Source organism: Actinocorallia sp. B10E7, assembly GCF_039871655.1.
In the GTDB taxonomy this organism is placed as follows: domain Bacteria; phylum Actinomycetota; class Actinomycetes; order Streptosporangiales; family Streptosporangiaceae; genus Actinocorallia.
The window spans coordinates 727,709-746,481 of record NZ_JBDPLZ010000001.1; the positions used below are offsets into that span (position 1 = coordinate 727,709).

Sequence of the window (18,773 nt, forward strand, 5' to 3'; positions counted from 1 at the left end):
GGGGAGGCGAAACTCAGAACTCGCTCCACTCGGAATCCTCGTAGCCGACGATCACCGGCTTGACCAGGGTGTTCTCCTCGACGTCCGAGCGCCGCAGGTCCCCGGCGAACACCGTCGACGCCTCCAGCACCCGCCCGTCCAGGAAGCGCGTCGCGGGGGCGCCGGACGGCATGGCCGGCGCGGGTTCCGTGCGGGAGGCCAGCACGAACCCCCAATCCCCGAAGCTCGGCACGTCCACGTGATACGGCACCGTCTTCAGGCCCGCCGCCCGGATGCTCTTCTCGATGCACCAGAACGACTTCGGCGCGAAGAACGGCGACCCCGCCTGCACGACCATGCGCCCGCCGGGCGCGAGCAACCGCTCGGCCAGCCCGTAGAACTCGACGGAGTACAGCTTGGCGGTCGCGACCGCGTCCGGGTCGGGGAAGTCGACGACCACCGCGTCGTAGACGGCCCGGCCCTCCCGGGCCCAGACGAAGGCGTCCCGGTTGACGACCTCCACCCGCGGATCCCCGAAGGCGCGGGCGTTCAGCGAGACCAGCGGCGGATACGTCCGCGCGATCGTGATCATCGCCGGGTCGAGTTCGACCAGCGTGACCTCCCGGACGTCGGGGTATTTCAGCACCTCCCGCAGCGCCAGCCCGTCCCCGCCGCCGAGGACCAGCACCCGGGCACGCGGCCCCGCCAGCGCCGGGTGCACCAGGGACTCGTGGTAGCGGTACTCGTCCACCGAGGAGAACTGGAGGTCGCCGTTCAGGAAGAGCCGCATGTCCTCGCGCCCCGACAGCGACACCTTCCGCGTCAGCACGATCTCCTGGTAGTGGGTGCGCGTGGAGAACGCGATCGGGTCCTTGTAGAGCGCCTGCCGCGCCGTCATCTCGAACCGGTCGGCCAGCCCGTACACGCCTGTCAGCACGACGAGCACGCCCGCCATCGCGCCCCACAGGACGGCCCTCGTCGTCCTCCTCACGTCGGCCCGGAACACCCACAGCACGACCGCGACACCGGCGACCGCGTTCACCGTCCCGACGACCAGGGCCCCCTTGATCTGCCCGAACACCGGCAGCAGCAGGAACGGGAACGCCAGACCGCCGACGAGCGCCCCCACGTAGTCGGCCGCGAAGAGGTCGGCGACGGCACTCCCGGCCTCCTGCTCGCGGATGCGTTGGAGCAGCGTCATCAGCAGCGGGATCTCCGCCCCGATCAGCGCGCCCAGCACGAACGCCGCGCACACCAGCGCCGGAACGTACAGGTCGAGCCACGCGAACGCCGCGTAAAGCAGCAGCACCGACAGGCCGCCGAGCAGCGCCAGCACCGCCTCGATCACCGCGAACGCCACCAGCGCCCGGGACTGCAGCGGTTTGGCCGCCAGCGACCCCACGCCCATCGCGCACACCATCACCGACAGGACGATCGACGCCTGCGTGATCGAGTTCCCGACGAGATAGCTGCCCAGGGCCACCAGCGCCAGCTCGTAGACCAGCCCGCAGGCCGCGCACACGAAGACGGCGGCCAGCACCATCACCCGCGCTGCGCGCGCGGGCAGCGCGCGCCGCATCAGGCGACGGCTGCGGACACGATCGCCGCGGTCGCCAGGTCGGTGGCCGCCACCACCCAGCAGGAGGCGTGCGGGGTGGACCCGCCCGACAGCAGGGTCTCCCCCAGCCTCCCGGGAGTGATCCAGTCGAGGATGAAGAAGGCGACGACGCTCAGCGCCAGCCCGACCAGCGCGAACACCGCGGTCCCGAGCAGCCCCTCGGCCAGATCGTCGGAGCTGGTGGCGATCGCCGTCGTCACGATCGCCCCGATGCCCAGCAGCTTGGCGGCCAGGACGATCGCCCCTCCCCGGCCGTCCTCGGTCCAGATGACGTGGCCGAGCCGCCCCGGCGTCAGCACGTCCACGACGAGGAAACCCAGCGCCAGCAGCCCGACGCCCAGCACCCCGTAGGCCAGGGTGGCCAGGACCTCGTCCAGGAGGCCGTCGTAGATCACAGGCCCCTCCTCCACTTCCATTCCTTGACGGCGCTCCTGATGATCCACAGGAGGCCGAGACCGACCAGCAGGGAGCCGAGGCCGACCAGGAACCACCAGCCGGCCCCGCGACCGGAGTCCAGTTCGTCGTCGACGGTGGCGGAGGGGGAGAAGACCTGCTCCTGAGCGGGGAGCGCCGGCGCGAGATCCGCCTCCGCCGCCAGCAGGGGCAGCGAGCCGATCGCGTCGGCGAGCTGGGCGACGCCCCGCTCGCCCAGCTCGGTGCCGTCCAGCACACCGCTGGAGGTCAGCTCGTCAAGGCTGAACTGGACGGCGTCGTAGCTGTCCAGGACGGTGTAGCCGACCGAACTCCACTCCTTGTCGAGGTAGAAGTAGTCGGCCTTCAGCACGATCCACTCCGGGCAGGTGGCCTTGTCGGCCTTCCTGGCGTCCACGCCGGCACCGAGGTTGGAGCCGACCTCCACCGGGGCCCCGGTGTCCGCGTCGACCTCCCAGCCGTAGCAGATCCCGTGCCGCCGGGACGCCTCCTGCAGCCGTTCCGCCAGCCGCGCGGTCTCGGCCGGCCCCAGCGCGACGGCCGTCATGTCGTCCGACAGGTCGGGGTCGAAGGCCCCCTCGTCCCACAGCGACCAGCCGATCGGCAGCACGACGGTCAGCGCGAAGGCCGCCAGGACGATCAGGCAGCCGATCCAGCCGCCGTTGCCCTTCTTCTTTTTCCTCTCGTCGGGCTTCGCGCCGCCCCCGCTCATTTGCCGCCCCCCGGGCCGCCGCCGCGGAACAGGGACGCCCGGCCGCCGGGACCGCCCCAGCGCCCGTTCACGTACCCGCGCCAGCGCTGGTAGCCGCGTTCGGGGGTGTCGACGTGGATCACGCTGCCCGTCGCCGCCGGAAGGACCGCGACCACGGCACCGGGATAACGCAGGAACACCCCGGCCGGGTCGTAGACCCGGTCCACCGGCCTGGAATGCCCGATGATCTCGCCGGCGGTCCGGATCGGCGGCTGCCCCGACTGGTAGCCGCCTCCGCCCGCCGGGAACCGCCCGGAGATCCACTCCCGCGGTGAACGGGTGCCGCCCCGCACCGTCAGCGCCAGGATGATCACGCCGACCAGCATGAGGATCCCGCCGCCGATCATCGCTTTCTTCATGCCCTCACCATCCGGGTGGCCGTCTCCACGAGTTCCCCGGTCCCCGGATAGGTGTGCCAGGTCCGCCAGGCCGCCCCCGCGGGCAGCGCGTCCAGCACGATCCCGGTCAGTGCCCCGGGCGCCCCAGGGAACACCCCGCTCAGCGAGTCCGGGCCGTCCAGCAGCCGCTCGACGCGGACGATCTCGGCGGAGAAGTCGGCGGGACGGTACCTGCGCGCCGAGAACGTGTACGTCCAGCCGTCCAGGGAGCGCTCCACCGCGCACGGCAGCTCGCCCTCCCGTCCGGGCAGGCACGCGACCGTCTCCGTGACGGGCCCGGCGACCACCTGGTGGGACGCCCCGAGCAGCCGCAGCTGCACGTCCAGCCCGGCGACGGTGAGGTCCCGGACGGCAAGCGCCTCCAGACACGGCTCGTCCAACGCGAAGACGAGCGCGTCGGCGCTCGTGTCGCGGTAGGGCACATCCAGCGCGCTGGGCACTCGAACCATCCGCTGTCCGGGGGGAGAACAGCCGGATGGTATCGGCCTTTCAGCCGAGGCGGGAGACCGCTTCGGCGACGCGTTCGTCGGTGGCGGTGATCGCGACGCGGACGTGGCGGGAGCCGGCGGGGCCGTAGAACTCGCCGGGGGCCACGAGGATGCCGAGGGACGCCAGGTGGGAGACGGTGTCCCAGCAGGGCTCGTCGCGGGTCGACCACAGGTAGAGGGACGCCTCGGAGTGGTCGACGCGGAAGCCGTGGGCCTCCAGGGCCGCCTTCAGGGCGGCGCGGCGGGCCCGGTAGCGCTCGATCTGCTCGGCGGCGTGGGCGTCGTCGTCGTAGGTGGCGGCCATCGCGGCCTGCACGGGGGCGGGCATGATCATGCCCGCGTGCTTGCGCAGCTCCAGCAGCCCCTTGACCAGCGCCGGGTCGCCGGTGACGAACCCGGCGCGGTATCCGGCGAGGTTGGAGCGCTTGGACAGCGAGTGGATGGCCAGCAGGCCCTCGTGGGAGCCGCCGCAGATGTCCGGGTGCAGGATCGAGACGGGCTCGTCGCCCTCCCAGTACAGCTCGATGTAGCACTCGTCGCTGACGAGCGTCACGCCGCGTTCACGCGCCCACGAGACGACCTTGCGCAGGTGGTCGGGCGGCAGGACCTTGCCCGTCGGGTTCGACGGGGAGTTGATCCACAGCAGCTTGGGCCGGGTCGGGCCGAGCTTGAGCAGCCCGTCGGTGGCCACGCCGGTGGCCCCCGCGATGCGGGCGCCCACGTCGTAGGTCGGGTAGGCCAGTTCGGGGAAGACGACGGTGTCGCCGGGCTTGACGCCCAGCAGCAGCGGCAGCCAGGCGACGAGCTCCTTGGTGCCGATGGCGGGCAGGACCGCGGCCGGATCGGCCCGCACGCCCAGCCGGCGGTTCAGCCAGCCCGCGACGGACTCGCGCAGCGCGGGCGTCCCCCACGTCTGCGGGTAGCCGGGCGCGTCGGACGCCTCGGCCAGCGCCTTGCGCGCCACCTCGGGGGTCGGGTCGACGGGAGTGCCGACGGACAGGTCCACGAGCCCTCCGGGATGGGCCGAGGCCGTCTTCTTGTACGGCTCCAGCCGGTCCCACGGGAAGTCGGGCAGCTCCATCGGTCTTCTCCTCCAGACATGCCTCTCGGCCGTGACCTGAGGTTGGTCACGGCCGAGAGGGGGATACGGCTGTTACTCGCCCTGCGGGGGAAGCGCAGCAGTGATCGGGTGGTCACGCTCGATCTTGCCGACCTTGGAGGCGCCGCCGGGCGAACCCAGCTCCTCAAAGAACTCGACGTTGACCTTGTAGAAGTCCTTCCACTGGTCCGGAAGGTCATCCTCGTAGTAGATCGCCTCTACCGGGCACACGGGCTCGCACGCACCACAGTCGACGCACTCGTCCGGGTGGATGTAGAGCTGACGCTGCCCCTCGTAGATGCAGTCGACAGGGCACTCCTCGATGCACGCCTTGTCGAGAACGTCCACGCAAGGCTGCGCGATGACGTAGGTCACGCCGTACTCCTCTCAGAACTTCCCGGCCCCGCCGTCAGCCACGGCTCACCGTAAGCTTGTGGGCAATAGTATTGCGGTCCACGGGTCTTCATTTCGACGTGGGGGTGCCCACTTGCCATCCCGTTTCGCCGCACACCTTGTCGTCAAGGTCTCACCAGCCGATATGGGCGAGCGGGTCTCGCTGCGCCGCCGACTGCAGACCGGAGAGTACTCCGATGTCGTCGGCATACTCGAATCTTGGTCCGACGGCGTGCTGACGGTGCGGCGCCGCGACGACGAGCTCGTCGAGGTCCCCGAGGAGATCATCGTCGCGGGCAAGGTCGTCCCGCCCGCGCCGCCACGCCGCCGGCGCTCCTGAAAGTGTCCCTCAGTCCTCCCGGTGCCGGGGGAAGTCCGGCACGACGTCCGGCAGGTCGCGGGAGACCTTCATCGGGAAGACCGGCGGGCGTTTGTTCAGGAACGACTCGATGCCCTCGGCCACGTCGGGCGCGGCGCCCAGCACGGTCATCAGCCGGGAGTCGTTGGCGTGCGCCTGCCACGGCGTCTCGGCCGACAGGCCCGCGTACATGAGGCGGCGGATCGAGGCGACCGCGACGGCCGAGGTGTTGTCGACGACCTCGCGGGCCAACGCGTAGGCGGCCGGCAGCAGCTCCTCGTGCGGCACCACCTTGGAGACCAGCCGCCCCTCGAGCGCCTCGGACGCGGGGAAGACCCGGCCGGTCATCGCCCATTCCATCGCCTGGGAGATCCCCACGATGCGCGGCAGGTACCAGGAGGAGGCGGCCTCGGTGACGATGCCGCGGCGGGCGAAGACGAACCCGAACCTCGCCTTCTCCGAGGCGATCCGCACGTCCATCGGCAGGGTCATGGTCGCCCCGACGCCGACGGCCGCACCGTTGATCGCGCCGATGACGGGCTTGAGGCAGCGGGCGGTGCGCAGCGCGACGGTGCCGCCGCCGTCGCGGGGCGTGCCGTCCTGGAGGCGGTCGTCCCCGCCGAACATCTCCGGGGCCTGGTCGTAGTCGAAGGTCCCCGCCCCGGCCGAGAGGTCGGCTCCGGCGCAGAACGCCCGGCCCGCGCCGGTGACGACCACGACCCGCACCTCGTCGTCGGCGTCGATCCGGTCGAACGCGTCCAGCGTCTCCAGCCGCATCCGGTTGGTGTAGGCGTTCAGCTGGTCGGGCCGGTTCAACGTGATCGTGGCGATGCCGTCCTCGACCTGGTAGCCGATCTCCTGGTACTCCATGGTCCACCTCTTCCGGCTCGACGTCGGGGGCGAGTCTAAGAGATCACCCCTCCGGCGCCCCCGGAGGCCCTGGCGCCGCCGATTCCAGCGGGCACGTCCCTCCACGCACGTGGACTTTCGTCAGCTATCTTCACTTCTATGAACTGGTCCGTGGCGACGTACGACTCCGCCTTCGGATACGTCTCCGCGCACGGCGCGCCACTGATCGACCTGCTGGACCCCCAGCCCGGCGAGAAGGTCATCGACCTGGGCTGCGGCGCGGGCCTGCTCACCGCCGAACTGCACGCGCGCGGCGCGCGCCCGCTGGGCATCGACGGCAACCCCCACCTCATCGCCCAGGCCACGTCCCAGTTCCCCGAACTGTCCTTCGCCGTCGGCGACGCCCACGACTTCACCGTCTCCGACGCCTACGACGCGGTGATCTCCATGTCGGCGCTGCACTGGATGGCCCGCGACCCCGACGCGGTGATCGCGCACGTGTACTCGGCGCTGCGGCCCGGAGGGCGGTTCGTCGCCGAGATGGGCGGGGCCGGCAACTGCGCCGAGCTGATCGCCGCGATGCAGACGGCCTGGCGGGAGTTCGGGCTGACCGAGCCGGAACTGCCGTGGTTCTTCCCCACCCCGGCCGGCTACGCCACCCGGCTGGAGGAGGCTGGCTTCACCGTCCGGCTGCTGGAGTACTTCGACCGCCCCACCCGGATGACCGAAGGGCCCGACGGCGCCGCCGACTGGGTGCGGGTGTTCGCCGCCGAGCCGCTGCGGGACGTGCCGCCGCCGCTCATCCAGCCGCTGCTGGAGCGGGTGAACGAGCTGGCGGCTCCGGCGCTGCGCCGGGAGTCCGGCTGGGTCGCCGACTACGTCCGGCTGCGGTTCGCCGCCGTCCGCAAGGCCGACAGCGCCCCGCCCCCCGGCTTCGACGCCTTCCCGACCGGCCCCTTCTAACGGGTCCCGATGGCCGCGGGCAGCTCCAGCGCCAGGATCTGGTCGAGCTGCAGGACGGTCTCCAGGCGCGAGCCCGGGGCGACCTCCTCGTCGTCCACGAGCCGCTCCAGGACGGCCAGGGCCCGCGGGACGTCCAGGTCGTCGCAGAGGGCCTCCAGGGTCTCCTCGGCGTAGGGGCCGTGGATCGGCCGGGACGGCAGGGTCGCCCACTGGGCCAGCCGGCCGCGCCAGCGCTCCAGATCGGCCGCGGCCTCGCTGACCGCTTCCGGCCCGAGGTCCGCTTCCTGGCGGTAACGGTGGCGCAGCAGGGCGAGCCGAAACGCCGCGGGTTCGGCGCCCTCATGCCCGGACGACTTCCATTCCGCCACCCCGACGGCGGCCCCGGAGGTGAGGTTTCCCACACCCACCGCCCCTGGAAGGGGCTCTCCGGCCTCCAGCGGGGGGATGTTCAGCCATCCGTGATCGGCCGTGTGAGCTGCGGTGGTGAGGACACGGCGGCGCAGCCTGAGCCCCACTCTGCGGAGCACGTCCGCGGTGAGACAGACGCGCAGGTCATCCGGCTGGTGGACGTAGAGTCTCAGAGGCCCGGGCCGGACTCCGACGACCTGTCCGGTCCGGGCCTCCATAAGGCGCAACATGCCTCCAGCCTAGGCACCCGCCTCAGACGCCCCGGGCTCCCCGCCGGTTCGCGTGAGTCTCGCCACGAACGCTGGCCGCCCGGTCATTTCGTCTTAACACGTTGGTAGCCTCCGGCTTCTGATGATGAAGACAGCACCCGGCTTCGGTGCGGCACCGGCCGCCGTGCCGATCACAGCCGAGAGCCAACCGGATCTGTGGCTGCTGGTCGCCGACACCGCGGCCCGGCTCGGCGTGCCGGCTCCCGCCGAGATCGACCTGTATCCGGTGCCGGAGGTCGTCGCCCTGCCCGGCAGGCTGCTGCTCGGGCTCCCCTACGTCCTGGACCTGCCCGCCGACGAACTGGCGGCGGTCGTCGCCCACGAACTGGTGCACCTGCACGCGGCCTCGCGGCTGGTGCCCGCCGGAGGGACCGGCGCCGAGGCCACCGCCGACGCGCTCGTCGCGCAGGTCGTCTCACCCGAATCGGTCGCCGCCGCGCTGGTGCACGCCTCCTATCTCTCCCTGAACTTCGAGCGTTTCGTGCTGCAGTACGTCGGGCCGCTGGCCGCCGCCGGCTGGTACCCGGTGGACTTCTGGGCGGCCTGGCGCTGGCGGCTCGGCCAGGAGCGCGAGAGGTTCGAGCTCCCCGAGCTCGCCGGACGGGTCACGGCCCTGCTCGGCACCCCCCGCGTCCCGGCCTCGGCGCCGGGCGTCCGTCCGGTGCCGCTGCGGCCCCTGCCCGTCGAGGTGGAGGCGGGGTTCGCCAAACTGCTGGCCGAGCGGCTCGGCAGCGCCGCGCCCGGGCCGGTCACTCCCCCTCCGCTGCCGCCCGCGCCCTGCCCCACGTCGGCCAGGTTCGGCAAGCGGGCCCCTGCCGGGTCGGAGCCCGCGGGTCTGCGCGCGGTGACCTTCGACGCGGTCGACACCGCGGTGTGGGAGGACGCCGCCACCCAGTGCGCGGTCCTGGTCCGCGGGGTCGTCGCCGAGATGCTCGGCCACCCCGTGGTGCTCGCCCGGGACGTGCTCGAACTCGTTCGGCAAGGGCGGGCCGCGGCGATCCTGGGAGCGTGCGGCGGGCAGTCGCCCGAGTTGTTCCCGATCAGCCGGATCCTGGTCCCGCTGGTCAGCGACGTCCTGCGCCGCCGGGGGTACCGGCCCGAGCACGTGCTGCGCCAGCACGTGCTGGTCGGTCCGGACTTCGACCGGATCGACCTGGACGAGCTGATCGACCCGCTGGAACGCGGAGCCGAACCGGACCGGCGACTGCTGGCCCTGCTCGGCTGACCGGAATCTTCCAGAGGTGCTTCGGCCAAGACTTGGTCGAAGCACCTCTGGGCCGCCCGGGGCGCTTCTAAGCTCCCGGCCCATGCGCCCCGCCCTGGCCTGTGCCCTGGTCCTCCCGTTGGCCGCCTGCGCCTCCCACGCCTCCGGCGGCGGGTACGCGCCTTCGGGGACGGCTCCGCCCGCGCCTCCCCCGCCGCGGTCGGCCGGGCCGCCGCCCCTGGCCGTCCTGGACGCCTACCGGGAGTTCCACCGGGTCCTGGAGTCCTCGCTGGCCACCAACACGGCCTCCCGGATACCGGAGGTCACCGCCGAGCCCTTCGCCTCCCGGCTCACCGGCCTGGTCGAGGAGCAGCACCGCCGGTCGGTGGTGCGGCGCACCCATCTGGCGCTCAACCCGCGGCTCGCGTGGATCGGGAACCGGACGGCGCTCGTGCTGGACTGCGTCAGCTCCCCCGGTCTGGCCGTCTTCGACGCCTCGACCGGGCGGCGGCTCGGGCCCCGTCCGGTGGCCGAGCAGAAACTGGTGGAGATCCGGCTCAAGCTGGAGGACTCCTGGCTGGGACAGCACTGGAAGGTCGCGCGGATCAGCGAGGTGCGGGCATGCTGACCTCCTTGATCCTGGGCCCGGTGCTGTTCGCCCCGCCCGAGCCTCAGCCTGTGGAGCCCCGGTGCGAGATCGCCGCGACCGTCACCTGCCTCCAGACGCTCTCCGGCGGGCGTCCGGCGCAGTCGCGGTACCCGCGGCAGGCCGACTCCTACGTGCTGGTCCGCTGCCCGGAGGAGTCGCGGTTCTGCGTCACGACGTTGATCGCGGCGCCGAAGGTGAGCACGGCGGAGGTCGCCCGGATGGCGCAGGCGCGGCTGGAGATGCCGCTTCCGGTGCCGCGCACCCGGCCGTCGCCCACGAGTTATGTCGGGCTGCGGACCTTCCTGTGGCTGGAACCGGACCTGTGGAAGGTCTACCAGGCGAAGGCCGATGCGGCCGGGCAGCGGGTCGTGCTGACCGGGCGCCCGTTGCGGGTCCGCTGGGACCTGGGGGACGGCCAGGAGGTCTGTGTGGGGTCCAGCGGCCCCGACGGCCCCTGCTCCCACGTCTGGACGCGGTCCTCGCCCGAGCCCTACACCGTCACCGCGACCGTCGAGTACGAGGTGTCCTGGAAGTGCGAGGGCGACTGCGACGCGCCTTCCGGGACGCTGCCTGTCCTGGAGGTCTCCGGGCACACCCGGGTGATCGTCCGGGAGATCCAGACCAGCGTGCATGCCCCCGGGTAAGGATCGGTAAATTTCGCCCGCCCCTCTTGGCAACCACCCGTAGGCGAGTGACTCTGAATAGTCACGGGGGAAGGGGGCTTCCATGGACTATGCGGCGGAAGTAGCCGACTACGGACGTTATGTACTGATCAACGTTCACGGGGAGCTGGACGTCGTCTCCGAGCCCAGGTTCCGCGAAGCGCTGCTGGAGTCCATCGGCTTCGGTGACCGCGCCCTGATCGTCAACCTGCGTGATGTGCGCTTCTGCGCGGCGGCGGGCCTCAACAGCATCGTCACCACGCAGAAGATGACCCGGGGGCTCGGCCCTGGGGTGGCGGTGGCCGGTGCCATCCCCCGGGTGCGCAAGGCCTTCGAGATCACCCGTCTGGACCGGGTGATCCCCCTGTACGACACCGTTCCGGAAGCCGTACGGGCCCTGTTGGACTCCGCCTGATCGGGCGGACGCCTCAGGAGGACGCTTTGGCGCGCCGGGCTCCGCCTCGGCCGCGCAGGGCGACTCCGTGGTCCACCAGGAGCCGGTGCACGGCACCGTAGGAGCGTCCCGTCTCCGCCGCGAGCTGCCTGATGCTCCGGCCCGACTGGTAGGCCTCCGCCAGGTCCTTCGCCAGCTGCTCGCGCCGAGCACCGGTCAGACGTTCACCCTTTTTCACCGCTTCGGTCATCCGACGCCTCCTCATCTGGTGAATCGCTCGTGTAGATCACAGTAACTCGCGAAGATCGCAGATTCTATGGCTATGGGCGAGTCATCCGTCACTGACCGAAATCATGACCTTAACGAGAGGATGGCAAACTGCCCGACATGAAAGTCAGAATCGCGATCGCCCCGGAGGCTGCGATCGAGGGGGTGGGACGCCCCACCGACGTGTCCGTGGGCCCCCTGCGGGAGCGGGTGGCGCGGGCCGTCGAACGCGGCGGCGGCGAGGTCGTCCCCCTCCCGGAGGCCGACGCGCTGGTGTGGCTGCTCCCCGGCGGCCCCGAGCCTCTGATGGAGGTCCTGGACGCCCACCCGCGCCTGCGCTGGGTGCAGCTCCCCTGGGCCGGGGTGGAGCACTTCACCGAGGTCCTCTCCCGCCCCCAGGCCTTCACCTGCGCCAAGGGCTCCTACGCCAAGCAGGTCGGCGAACACGCCCTCATGCTCGCCCTGGCCTGCCTGCGCGACCTCGTCCGGCACGCGCGGGCCCCGCACTGGAACCCGATCGACCCGCGCTCCCTGGGCGGGCTGAACGTGACCATCCTCGGCGGCGGCGGCATCGCCACCGAACTCGTCCGGCTCCTCCAGCCGTTCGGCTGCCGCGTGCGGGTGCTCCGGCGCAGCGCCACCCCGCTGGAGGGCGCCGACGAGACCCTGCCCGTCTCCGAGCTGCACGCCGTCCTGCCGTCCACGGACGTGCTCGTCGTGGCGCTGGCGCTGACCCCCGAGACCCGGCACATCGTGGGGGCGCCCGAGTTCGCGCTGCTGCCGCCCGGAGCCGTCCTGGTGAACGTGGCGCGCGGCCCGCACGTCGACACCGAGGCGCTGCTCAAGGCCCTGGACGCCGGACGGCTCACCGCGGCCGGACTGGACGTGACGGACCCCGAGCCGCTACCCGACGATCACCCCCTGTGGGGTCACGACCAGGTATTGATCACTTCTCATTGTGCTGATTCGTCGGAATACGTGGCGACGATGCTGTGCGAGCGGGTGGCGGAGAACGTCCGTCTGTTCGCCGCCGGAGAGCCTCTCGTCGGGCTCGTCGACCCGGCCGCCGGCTACTGAGGGCCCGCCCGCGGCCCGGCCCCCCGCTCGCGGAGCCGGGCCCGCCCCGCTTCTACGCGGCGGCGACGGCCTCGTCGACCGTGTCGTGCAGCCGGAGCGGCTGGTCCAGCCTCGTCGTGTGCAGCACCTGGGAGATGCTCGCGTTCGCCTCGGCCAGCGCGAAGGAGCCCTCGTGGTAGCGCAACCGCTGCCAGATGCCCACCAGCACCGCCAGACCCGTGCTGTCCAGGAAGGACACGTCCGACAGGTCTACTACGAGCCTGCGCATGCCTCCTTCGAGGAGTTCCAGCAGGAACTCCCGCAGCGCCGGCGCGGTGAACACGTCCACCTCACCGCCGGGCCGCACCACCGTGACCTCCCCTTCGACCCGGTGCCGCAGCCGCAACCGCTCCTCGGCTCCCACCATCGTTCACCTCCACGCCTTCAGGGGGCATGACCACCGTTCGGTAAGTCTGTGCTTGCGGCCCCACGGTCTCACGTTCCCGGCTGGTACGGCAGCGGGGGTGCCTGCGGGCCGTCGGCGGGCGGCGGGCTCCCTGCGCCCGGCTGCCCCGGCGTCGCGAACGGCAGTTGCGGGTAGGGGACGGGCGGCGGCTTGGGCATCGCCCGCCAGCGCGACGGCGGCGCCGACGCGACCAGCAGGGCGCACCCCAGCACCAGGAGCATCCCGGTGCTCTCCAGGGCCAGAAGCCCGAATCTCATCCCCTCCGGCAGCACGTCCGTCACATAGCCGGACACCACATACGGGTCGAACGTCCAGACCACGCCGTAGGCGAAGAGCACCAGCCCCGGGAACAGCGAGGCCAGCGGCGAGAGGCGCGATCCGCAGAGGAGCCCCAGGAGCGCTCCCCCCGCCCCCACGGCCACGAACGCGAGCGGTGATGTCTCCCCCATTTCGCGGTAGACCTGGGCGAACTCCACGATTCCGTAGCAGAGCAGCGCCACCAGAGCCGGCAACGCCAGCACCCCGACCCCGAACCCCAGGACATGCCTAGCCGCGTTGTTCATCTCGTCCTCTCCTCCCGATCGCAGAGAGTCTCCACCACTCTTCTCCGCTCGACAACGTTTCAGGGGGCCCGAGCGGACGTTCCTGACAAACAATCACGGTCGTGATGCATACCCTTAGAAGGGATGCCCAAAATTTCAACTTCTTGGTGCGTACCGCCCCAGCTGCTGATTCCGGTGAAACGTCGATAACTCTTGCGGTACAGGGGTTACAAGTGATCTGACGCCTCTGTAGGCTCCCGTCGTGCAATAGCCCGCGACGCCGGATTGAGCGGACACCATGGAGAAAGCCCGGCACGGCCTCCCCGCTGTGACCCTGCTGTTCACACTCGCGCTCTCCGGCTGCGCCTCGTCCTCCTCCAAGGACACCCCCTCCGAAGACGGCGCCTTCACCCCCGCCGGCACCCCGCCCGCCCCGAGGACCGACCCCGCCGCCGCGGCGTCCCTCCAACCGACCGTGTCCCGGGCCGACGCCGACAAGACCGTCCTGGAGCGGTACCGCGCATACCAGCGGGCATACGAGAAGGCCTACGCCACCGGCGATCCCGACCCCCTGGCCGAAGTCGCCACCGACCCGCTCCTCGGCATCATCACCAAGGACGTCGACGCGACGTTCAAGGACAGGAAGGGCGTCATCTGGCGCTTCCGCAACGTCCTCAACCCCAAGATCGGCTCCCGGTCCAAGGACCTCTCCTCCATCGTCGTGGTCGACTGCGTGCGCACCCTCGGCGCCTACAAGTTCTCCGCCAAGACCGGAAAACGCATCGGCGGCACCGACAAGAGCAGCACGTACACCTACCAAGCCCGTTTCCAGTACGACGGCACCACCTGGAAGGCCGCCGAAGCCCGAAAGGGAAAGCGATGCTGACCCCCCTCAGAACAACCCCCTCCCGCTTCGCCCTCCTGGCCCTGACCCTGGCCGCGTCCCTCTTCGCTTTCCCTGTTCCCGCCCACGCTGGCCCCTGTGAAGCGAACGGCGGTCTTGGTTGCGCCGCTGAAGGAGAAAATCCCGGAGCTCCAGGAAACCCTGGTAACGGTAACGGTAACGGTAACGGAGACGACGGCGGAGGCAACGGGGGAAACAACGACCCCGGTGATGGCCTGAACACTACGGACGACGGGCTGATCACCGGAAACAACGGGGAAGTCGAGGAAGCAGCGGTACCCGATACCGAAGACACAATCGCAAAAGCGTTCAATAAGATCGAGTTTCCCGTCCCCACCATCGAGAGCGCACCGGACCCCAAGACCTTCGTCAGAGTGAAGACGTCTTTCTGGATTCCCGCCGATCAAGCTGAAGACCTTACGGTTCAAGCAGCAGTCGGCGCAGCCGAAGGGGTTCAACCGCAGACCATTACGGCCACAGCCGAACTGAAGTATGTTCTCTGGGACCTCGTCGAAGACGAGTTGATCTGCGAAGGCCCGGGCCGACCCAACGGAGAGGGCCCGGGAGAAGAGTGTGACTACTACTTCAAAACCTCCTCGGCCTACCATGGCATGGAGGCATTCGAAATAACGGCCACTCCCTACTGGAACATCACATGGACCTGTGCAGGCACTTGCCCTGATGGCGTCGCGGGTGTCGTCGACGCGGAATATGCGTCACCAGCCGGAGAAATCGAACTTGTAGTCGACGAAATTCAGACAGAAGCGAACGACAACTAAAACGAAAGGGCGGCTTTGTCTAAAACCAGCTCACACAGCACCCTCGCCGGCATGATCTGCCTGGCCATGGTTCTGGCTGGATGCAGCGAAGACGGAGCCAGACCCTCACCGACGGCCGCAGCCACCACCCCTACACCCACTCCCGTTCCCACTTACACGGTCGAACAGGCAGAGGGAGCTCTAATCGATATGAAAGATCTGGGGAGCAATTGGGCCAAAAGCGACCTCCCCATTACTTCCTTCAAGGAAGGAAAGCTACGCGGCTGTTCCAATTCAAAGATCAGCCTCCCCGGGAATCCGAAGACGTCGACTGAAATTTTCGGCGAGCCCAAGTACAGGACAAGAGGGGCCAATTACAGTCATTTTATTGCCGTCTACCCGGACGCTACTCAAGCAACACGGGCAATGGACATTGCGCGCAGTTCACTCGCCAAATGTCCGGCTAGCAAGAAAATCCCACTCGAACGCCTTCCGAAGAAGAAGTTCACCTACCAGCACGATGACGCTTGGAAACTCACCGAGGACGAGATCGCTGGATGGCGTCACCTCCGTGGATTTGAGAAGTCCGTGTACCCGCCTGCCATCAGCAACATCAACGTCTTTTACTTCTCAATCGACTACGCGCAGCGCGGAAACCTGATCTTCAGCTCGATCTACTGGAAGCGTGTGACCCCCAAGGATTCGGGAGAACCAATAGCGGAGAAGGCCACAGAACTACTGATGGATCAGTTGAAGCGATTCGGGTGAGCACTGCCGAATCACTGTCCCGGTACGTCGAGTTGCAAGAACTGGGACAAGGCGCGCAAGGACGAGTGGTCCTGGCCCGGTACACCGAGTCATCGGAACTGGTGGCCATCAAGTTCCTGGCTCCGAACCTGTTGCGCGATGAGCGGCAGGTGAACGGGTTTCGCCGAGAGGCCGAGCTTCTGGCGAAAGTACGTCATCCGCATGTGGCGCAGGTTCGGGAATACCTGCAAACCGGTGCCCAAGCCGCGATCGTGATGGAGGCGATCAACGGAGTCTCTCTGCAGCAGGTACTCAAGCAGCATGGACGGCTGACGATCGAAGCTTCGCTGGCCGTGCTGAAGGGATCTCTGCTAGGACTCGACGCAGCTCATCAGATGGGCATCGTTCACCGGGATTACAAACCCGCCAACGTGATGGTTCAGGAAGATGGGCAGAGCAAGCTCATCGACTTCGGAGTCGCCACCTTGGCAGGCGAACGCTCGATGAGCGGAACCCCCGCTTACATGGCTCCTGAGCAGTGGAGAAGGGAGGAGGCGACACCCGCCACCGATGTATACGCCGCCACCTGTGTGTTCTACGAGTGCGTAACGGGACACTCGCCGTTTCGATCAGGCAACTTGACGGAGATGGCGGCCTGCCACCTACAAAAGCCTGCGCCTTTGCAGGAGCTTCCAGAAGAGCTACGCGATCTGGTCGCCGCCGGTATGGCCAAGGACCCGATGGACCGGCCATCGCGAGCCCTGGTTTTCGTTGGGCAGTTGGAAAGAGTCGCGGCCGACATCTATGGATCGGATTGGGAGCCGCGGGGACTTGCCGCGCTGGCTTCTGGAGCCGTCTCGCTCGCTGCGCTGTTCCCTCTGTCGTTGCTCGCCTTCGGCTCCGGAAGCGCCCAGGCGGGAACAAGTACCGCCTCCACCGTGCTGAGTGGAGGCACAGGAAAAACCGGCTGGCTTACGAAGATCGGTGGTGGAAAAACCGCTGCTGTCGGAGCAGGCGCTCTTGCCACCGGAACCGCTTGCTGGCTGATGCTGAGCGGTCCTGACGTTGGAGGAGCTTCAACAGCCTCCTACGAACAGTGGTTCCACAACGCTTCCCTTGTCACGGGCAATCCGAGTATCCCGGTAGGGAGCAAAGCCGGTCCTGGCACACGTTACCGATTGTCGGTCACTCCGGCGAGAGTCACCCACGGGACCCGGGTCACCCTGCGCGTCTACTTCGAGGCTCGAGCGACGTGGGGTCTGGAATACTTGTCGGAGAACATTTACCGATGCCACGACCCCAATAGCAACGGCCCCGGCACCTATCATCGGCCGTACACCGTAGGGATGGGCGGAATTTTCACAGGCGAGGAGTTCAAGAACGCCGATACGGAAGTCTGGTTGTACCCCGGTGGACGATCAGACCGCTTTCCCTCGGGCGACTCCACTTTGAAGATTCCCGCGAAGCTCACCTCGGACAAGAAGGATCAGCTGTACCGATATTCTGAATGCGCCTGGATTTTCCCTGTTGAGGGGAGCTTCACCTTCCACGTTCCTCATGGCATTGAGCCAGGTGTGTATCTTCTGTCCGCCTACAGCCCGCCCGGTCGAATCGACTCGGCCAAGCTCGGCTCCACTCCGATCCCCCTGGAAACAGCTGGCCTACGCACCGAAGGCCGACTTCCAAAGCTCACCGTGCTGGGCTGACCCGGTCCTGCCTGTCGCCGCCAAGCGCCGTCCTTCATCTGGGCGTCCCGCTCAAGGCTGTTGGAATCCGTGGTCCTGGTGAGGTCGGCTGCTTGGCCCGTCCCGTGGGGTCGTTTCTGCGCTGCGGGGCCGCGTGGTGTCCGGGGTGTGTGGAGGGGTCACTCCGGGTTGGGGGGTGCGCCGGTGAGGAGGCGGCCGGCCCAGGCTTTTCCGGGGTCTATGTCCAGGAGGAGGGCTCGGACCATGAGGGTGAGGGGGACGGCGAGGATGGCGCCCAGGGGGCCCAGGACGGACGTCCAGACGATCAGCGACAACATCGTGAGGGTGACGGAGAGGCCTACGGCGCCGCCCAGGAACTTGGGGAGGAGGAGGGACTGGGTGACGAAGTTGATGACGAGGTAGGCGACGACGACGGCGATGGCCTTGGCGGGGCCCGCTATGAGGAGGGTGAGGAGGGCGGGAGGGATGAGGGCCAGGAGGAAGCCGATGGTGGGGATGTAGTTGGCGATGAAGGCCAGGAGGCCCCACAGGAGCGGCAGGGGCACGTCCAGGATGTAGAGGACTATGACGTCCAGGGCGGCCATGAGGAAGCCGAAGATGGTGCTGACCTTCAGGTAGCTGTAGGTGTCGCGGACGATGCTGCGCATCGCGCGGACCAGGTCGGGCTTGTCGGATTCCAGGACGGTCAGCTGGTGGCCCAGGGCCGTGGCGTCCAGGCACATCGCCACCAGGAGGGTGACCAGCAAGACCCCGGTGGAGGAGACGCTCATCACGCCGTTCAGGAAGGTCTGCAGGACGGGGACCAGGTTGGCCGGGTTGAGCTCGCCGATCTGCCGGGTCAGGTGGCTGGTGTCCACGCCGATGCGGGCCAGCAGAGCGGTCACGTCGTTGCCGATGTTGACGACCTGGGTGGAGTACCGCGGCAGCAGGGAGATCAGCTGGCTGACGGAGACGGCCAGGGCCAGGCCCATCGCTCCCAGGAAGACCAGGATGACCAGGAGCGGCACCAGGAAGCGCGCCCATTCGGGTGCACCCATCCGGGCCAGACGGTCCCGGATGGGGTGCACCGCGATGGTCAGCATCAACGCGAGAGCCGCAGGAGCCGCCCACGCCGACGCCGTGCGCAGGAAAGTGAGCACCAGGGCCGCTGAAGCCAGTCCCATCAGCACCAGGAGCCCCGGCGCCAGCCGTACGGGACGATCCATACGGTGAGGGTTTCTCTCCGTGATCGCCGTGTCAACGGAGCGTGCCGTGCCCGAGGGCTTCTTGGGACGGTCGTTGCCTTGGGCCCGCGCCGCGCGAACCGACGCCCGGCCGAAACGACCGTGGGCCGCTCGGAGTGAGCGGCCCACGGTTCGTCGCGGATGGTGGCACGGGAACCGCCCCCAGTTCACCGTGCCGGTCGAACTGCCC

The 18,773-nt window shown here is 69.0% G+C and carries 24 protein-coding genes; 11 read left to right on the forward strand and 13 right to left on the reverse strand.

Annotated features, from left to right (window positions below):
- Positions 1-13: 13 nt before the first annotated feature.
- The 7 genes from ABGB12_RS03520 to fdxA all read right to left on the reverse strand — a co-directional run bounded on the left by ABGB12_RS03520 (position 14) and on the right by fdxA (position 5,140).
- Complete coding sequence (locus ABGB12_RS03520; RefSeq protein WP_347674521.1) at positions 14-1,558, reverse strand: polyamine aminopropyltransferase; 1,545 nt, start codon at positions 1,556-1,558, stop codon at positions 14-16.
- The gene (locus ABGB12_RS03525) at positions 1,558-1,992 is read right to left on the reverse strand and encodes a DUF350 domain-containing protein (RefSeq protein ID WP_347674522.1); all 435 of its coding nucleotides are present in this window, start codon (positions 1,990-1,992) and stop codon (positions 1,558-1,560) included. The genes ABGB12_RS03520 and ABGB12_RS03525 overlap by 1 nt, the downstream gene beginning before the upstream one ends.
- Positions 1,989-2,741 carry a hypothetical protein gene (locus ABGB12_RS03530; protein ID WP_347674524.1) on the reverse strand — a complete coding sequence of 251 codons (753 nt, stop codon included), beginning with the start codon at positions 2,739-2,741 and terminating at the stop codon, positions 1,989-1,991. Before ABGB12_RS03530 ends, ABGB12_RS03525 begins: the two co-directional genes overlap by 4 nt.
- On the reverse strand, positions 2,738-3,139 hold the full coding sequence (locus ABGB12_RS03535; RefSeq protein WP_347674525.1) for a DUF4247 domain-containing protein: 402 nt from the start codon (positions 3,137-3,139) through the stop codon (positions 2,738-2,740). The genes ABGB12_RS03530 and ABGB12_RS03535 overlap by 4 nt, the downstream gene beginning before the upstream one ends.
- Positions 3,136-3,618 (reverse strand): DUF2617 family protein, encoded by a 483-nt coding sequence (locus ABGB12_RS03540; protein WP_347674527.1) that lies wholly within the window; start codon positions 3,616-3,618, stop codon positions 3,136-3,138. Before ABGB12_RS03540 ends, ABGB12_RS03535 begins: the two co-directional genes overlap by 4 nt.
- 49 nt (positions 3,619-3,667) lie before the next feature.
- Positions 3,668-4,747 (reverse strand): succinyldiaminopimelate transaminase, encoded by a 1,080-nt coding sequence (dapC, locus tag ABGB12_RS03545; RefSeq protein WP_347674528.1) that lies wholly within the window; start codon positions 4,745-4,747, stop codon positions 3,668-3,670.
- 72 nt (positions 4,748-4,819) lie between these two features.
- Positions 4,820-5,140 carry a ferredoxin gene (gene fdxA / locus ABGB12_RS03550; protein ID WP_344449758.1) on the reverse strand — a complete coding sequence of 107 codons (321 nt, stop codon included), beginning with the start codon at positions 5,138-5,140 and terminating at the stop codon, positions 4,820-4,822.
- Positions 5,141-5,303: 163 nt separating this feature from the next.
- Here fdxA and ABGB12_RS03555 point away from each other — a divergent pair, with 163 nt between their 5' ends.
- Positions 5,304-5,498: a hypothetical protein gene (locus ABGB12_RS03555; protein WP_347674531.1), complete on the forward strand. Its 195-nt coding sequence runs from the start codon at positions 5,304-5,306 to the stop codon at positions 5,496-5,498.
- 9 nt (positions 5,499-5,507) lie between these two features.
- On the opposite strand, the gene ABGB12_RS03560 is transcribed toward ABGB12_RS03555, so the two are convergent.
- Positions 5,508-6,386, reverse strand: coding sequence for a crotonase/enoyl-CoA hydratase family protein (locus ABGB12_RS03560; RefSeq protein ID WP_347674532.1), 879 nt, complete (start codon positions 6,384-6,386; stop codon positions 5,508-5,510).
- 138 nt (positions 6,387-6,524) lie between these two features.
- Between ABGB12_RS03560 and ABGB12_RS03565 the strand changes: the two genes are divergently transcribed.
- Positions 6,525-7,328: a methyltransferase domain-containing protein gene (locus ABGB12_RS03565; RefSeq protein ID WP_347674533.1), complete on the forward strand. Its 804-nt coding sequence runs from the start codon at positions 6,525-6,527 to the stop codon at positions 7,326-7,328.
- On the opposite strand, the gene ABGB12_RS03570 is transcribed toward ABGB12_RS03565, so the two are convergent.
- Positions 7,325-7,966, reverse strand: a complete 642-nt coding sequence (locus ABGB12_RS03570; RefSeq protein ID WP_347674535.1) for a hypothetical protein — start codon at positions 7,964-7,966, stop codon at positions 7,325-7,327. The two genes, ABGB12_RS03565 and ABGB12_RS03570, sit on opposite strands and share 4 nt — an antisense overlap.
- Before the next feature lie 124 nt (positions 7,967-8,090).
- Between ABGB12_RS03570 and ABGB12_RS03575 the strand changes: the two genes are divergently transcribed.
- The 4 genes from ABGB12_RS03575 (at position 8,091) to ABGB12_RS03590 (ending at position 10,935) form a co-directional block, all read left to right on the forward strand.
- Positions 8,091-9,230: a hypothetical protein gene (locus ABGB12_RS03575; protein WP_347674536.1), complete on the forward strand. Its 1,140-nt coding sequence runs from the start codon at positions 8,091-8,093 to the stop codon at positions 9,228-9,230.
- A gap of 82 nt (positions 9,231-9,312) precedes the next feature.
- The gene (locus tag ABGB12_RS03580; RefSeq protein ID WP_347674538.1) at positions 9,313-9,837 is read left to right on the forward strand and encodes a hypothetical protein; all 525 of its coding nucleotides are present in this window, start codon (positions 9,313-9,315) and stop codon (positions 9,835-9,837) included.
- On the forward strand, positions 9,831-10,502 hold the full coding sequence (locus ABGB12_RS03585; RefSeq protein WP_347674540.1) for a hypothetical protein: 672 nt from the start codon (positions 9,831-9,833) through the stop codon (positions 10,500-10,502). The genes ABGB12_RS03580 and ABGB12_RS03585 overlap by 7 nt, the downstream gene beginning before the upstream one ends.
- Before the next feature lie 82 nt (positions 10,503-10,584).
- Complete coding sequence (locus ABGB12_RS03590) at positions 10,585-10,935, forward strand: STAS domain-containing protein (protein WP_347674541.1); 351 nt, start codon at positions 10,585-10,587, stop codon at positions 10,933-10,935.
- A 13-nt stretch (positions 10,936-10,948) separates the two neighbouring features.
- Here ABGB12_RS03590 and ABGB12_RS03595 read toward each other — a convergent pair whose 3' ends face one another.
- Positions 10,949-11,164 carry a helix-turn-helix domain-containing protein gene (locus tag ABGB12_RS03595; protein WP_347674543.1) on the reverse strand — a complete coding sequence of 72 codons (216 nt, stop codon included), beginning with the start codon at positions 11,162-11,164 and terminating at the stop codon, positions 10,949-10,951.
- Positions 11,165-11,301: 137 nt separating this feature from the next.
- Here ABGB12_RS03595 and ABGB12_RS03600 point away from each other — a divergent pair, with 137 nt between their 5' ends.
- The gene (locus ABGB12_RS03600) at positions 11,302-12,258 is read left to right on the forward strand and encodes a D-isomer specific 2-hydroxyacid dehydrogenase family protein (protein WP_347674544.1); all 957 of its coding nucleotides are present in this window, start codon (positions 11,302-11,304) and stop codon (positions 12,256-12,258) included.
- 52 nt (positions 12,259-12,310) lie between these two features.
- On the opposite strand, the gene ABGB12_RS03605 is transcribed toward ABGB12_RS03600, so the two are convergent.
- Complete coding sequence (locus ABGB12_RS03605; protein ID WP_347674545.1) at positions 12,311-12,664, reverse strand: STAS domain-containing protein; 354 nt, start codon at positions 12,662-12,664, stop codon at positions 12,311-12,313.
- 68 nt (positions 12,665-12,732) lie between these two features.
- On the reverse strand, positions 12,733-13,266 hold the full coding sequence (locus tag ABGB12_RS03610; RefSeq protein ID WP_347674547.1) for a hypothetical protein: 534 nt from the start codon (positions 13,264-13,266) through the stop codon (positions 12,733-12,735).
- A 277-nt stretch (positions 13,267-13,543) separates the two neighbouring features.
- On the opposite strand from ABGB12_RS03610, the gene ABGB12_RS03615 reads away from it, so the two are divergent.
- The 4 genes from ABGB12_RS03615 to ABGB12_RS03630 are packed head-to-tail and all read left to right on the forward strand — an operon-like array spanning position 13,544 to position 17,360.
- A complete protein-coding gene (locus ABGB12_RS03615; RefSeq protein WP_347674549.1) occupies positions 13,544-14,131 on the forward strand; it encodes a hypothetical protein in 588 nt (195 codons plus the stop codon).
- On the forward strand, positions 14,125-14,928 hold the full coding sequence (locus ABGB12_RS03620) for a hypothetical protein (RefSeq protein ID WP_347674550.1): 804 nt from the start codon (positions 14,125-14,127) through the stop codon (positions 14,926-14,928). Before ABGB12_RS03615 ends, ABGB12_RS03620 begins: the two co-directional genes overlap by 7 nt.
- A gap of 51 nt (positions 14,929-14,979) precedes the next feature.
- Entirely contained in the window at positions 14,980-15,675 is a 696-nt protein-coding gene (locus ABGB12_RS03625) for a hypothetical protein (RefSeq protein WP_347674552.1), read from the forward strand.
- A complete protein-coding gene (locus ABGB12_RS03630) occupies positions 15,672-17,360 on the forward strand; it encodes a serine/threonine-protein kinase (protein ID WP_347674554.1) in 1,689 nt (562 codons plus the stop codon). The genes ABGB12_RS03625 and ABGB12_RS03630 overlap by 4 nt, the downstream gene beginning before the upstream one ends.
- Before the next feature lie 158 nt (positions 17,361-17,518).
- Here ABGB12_RS03630 and ABGB12_RS03635 read toward each other — a convergent pair whose 3' ends face one another.
- Positions 17,519-18,565, reverse strand: a complete 1,047-nt coding sequence (locus ABGB12_RS03635; protein WP_347674556.1) for an AI-2E family transporter — start codon at positions 18,563-18,565, stop codon at positions 17,519-17,521.
- Positions 18,566-18,773 lie beyond the last annotated feature (208 nt).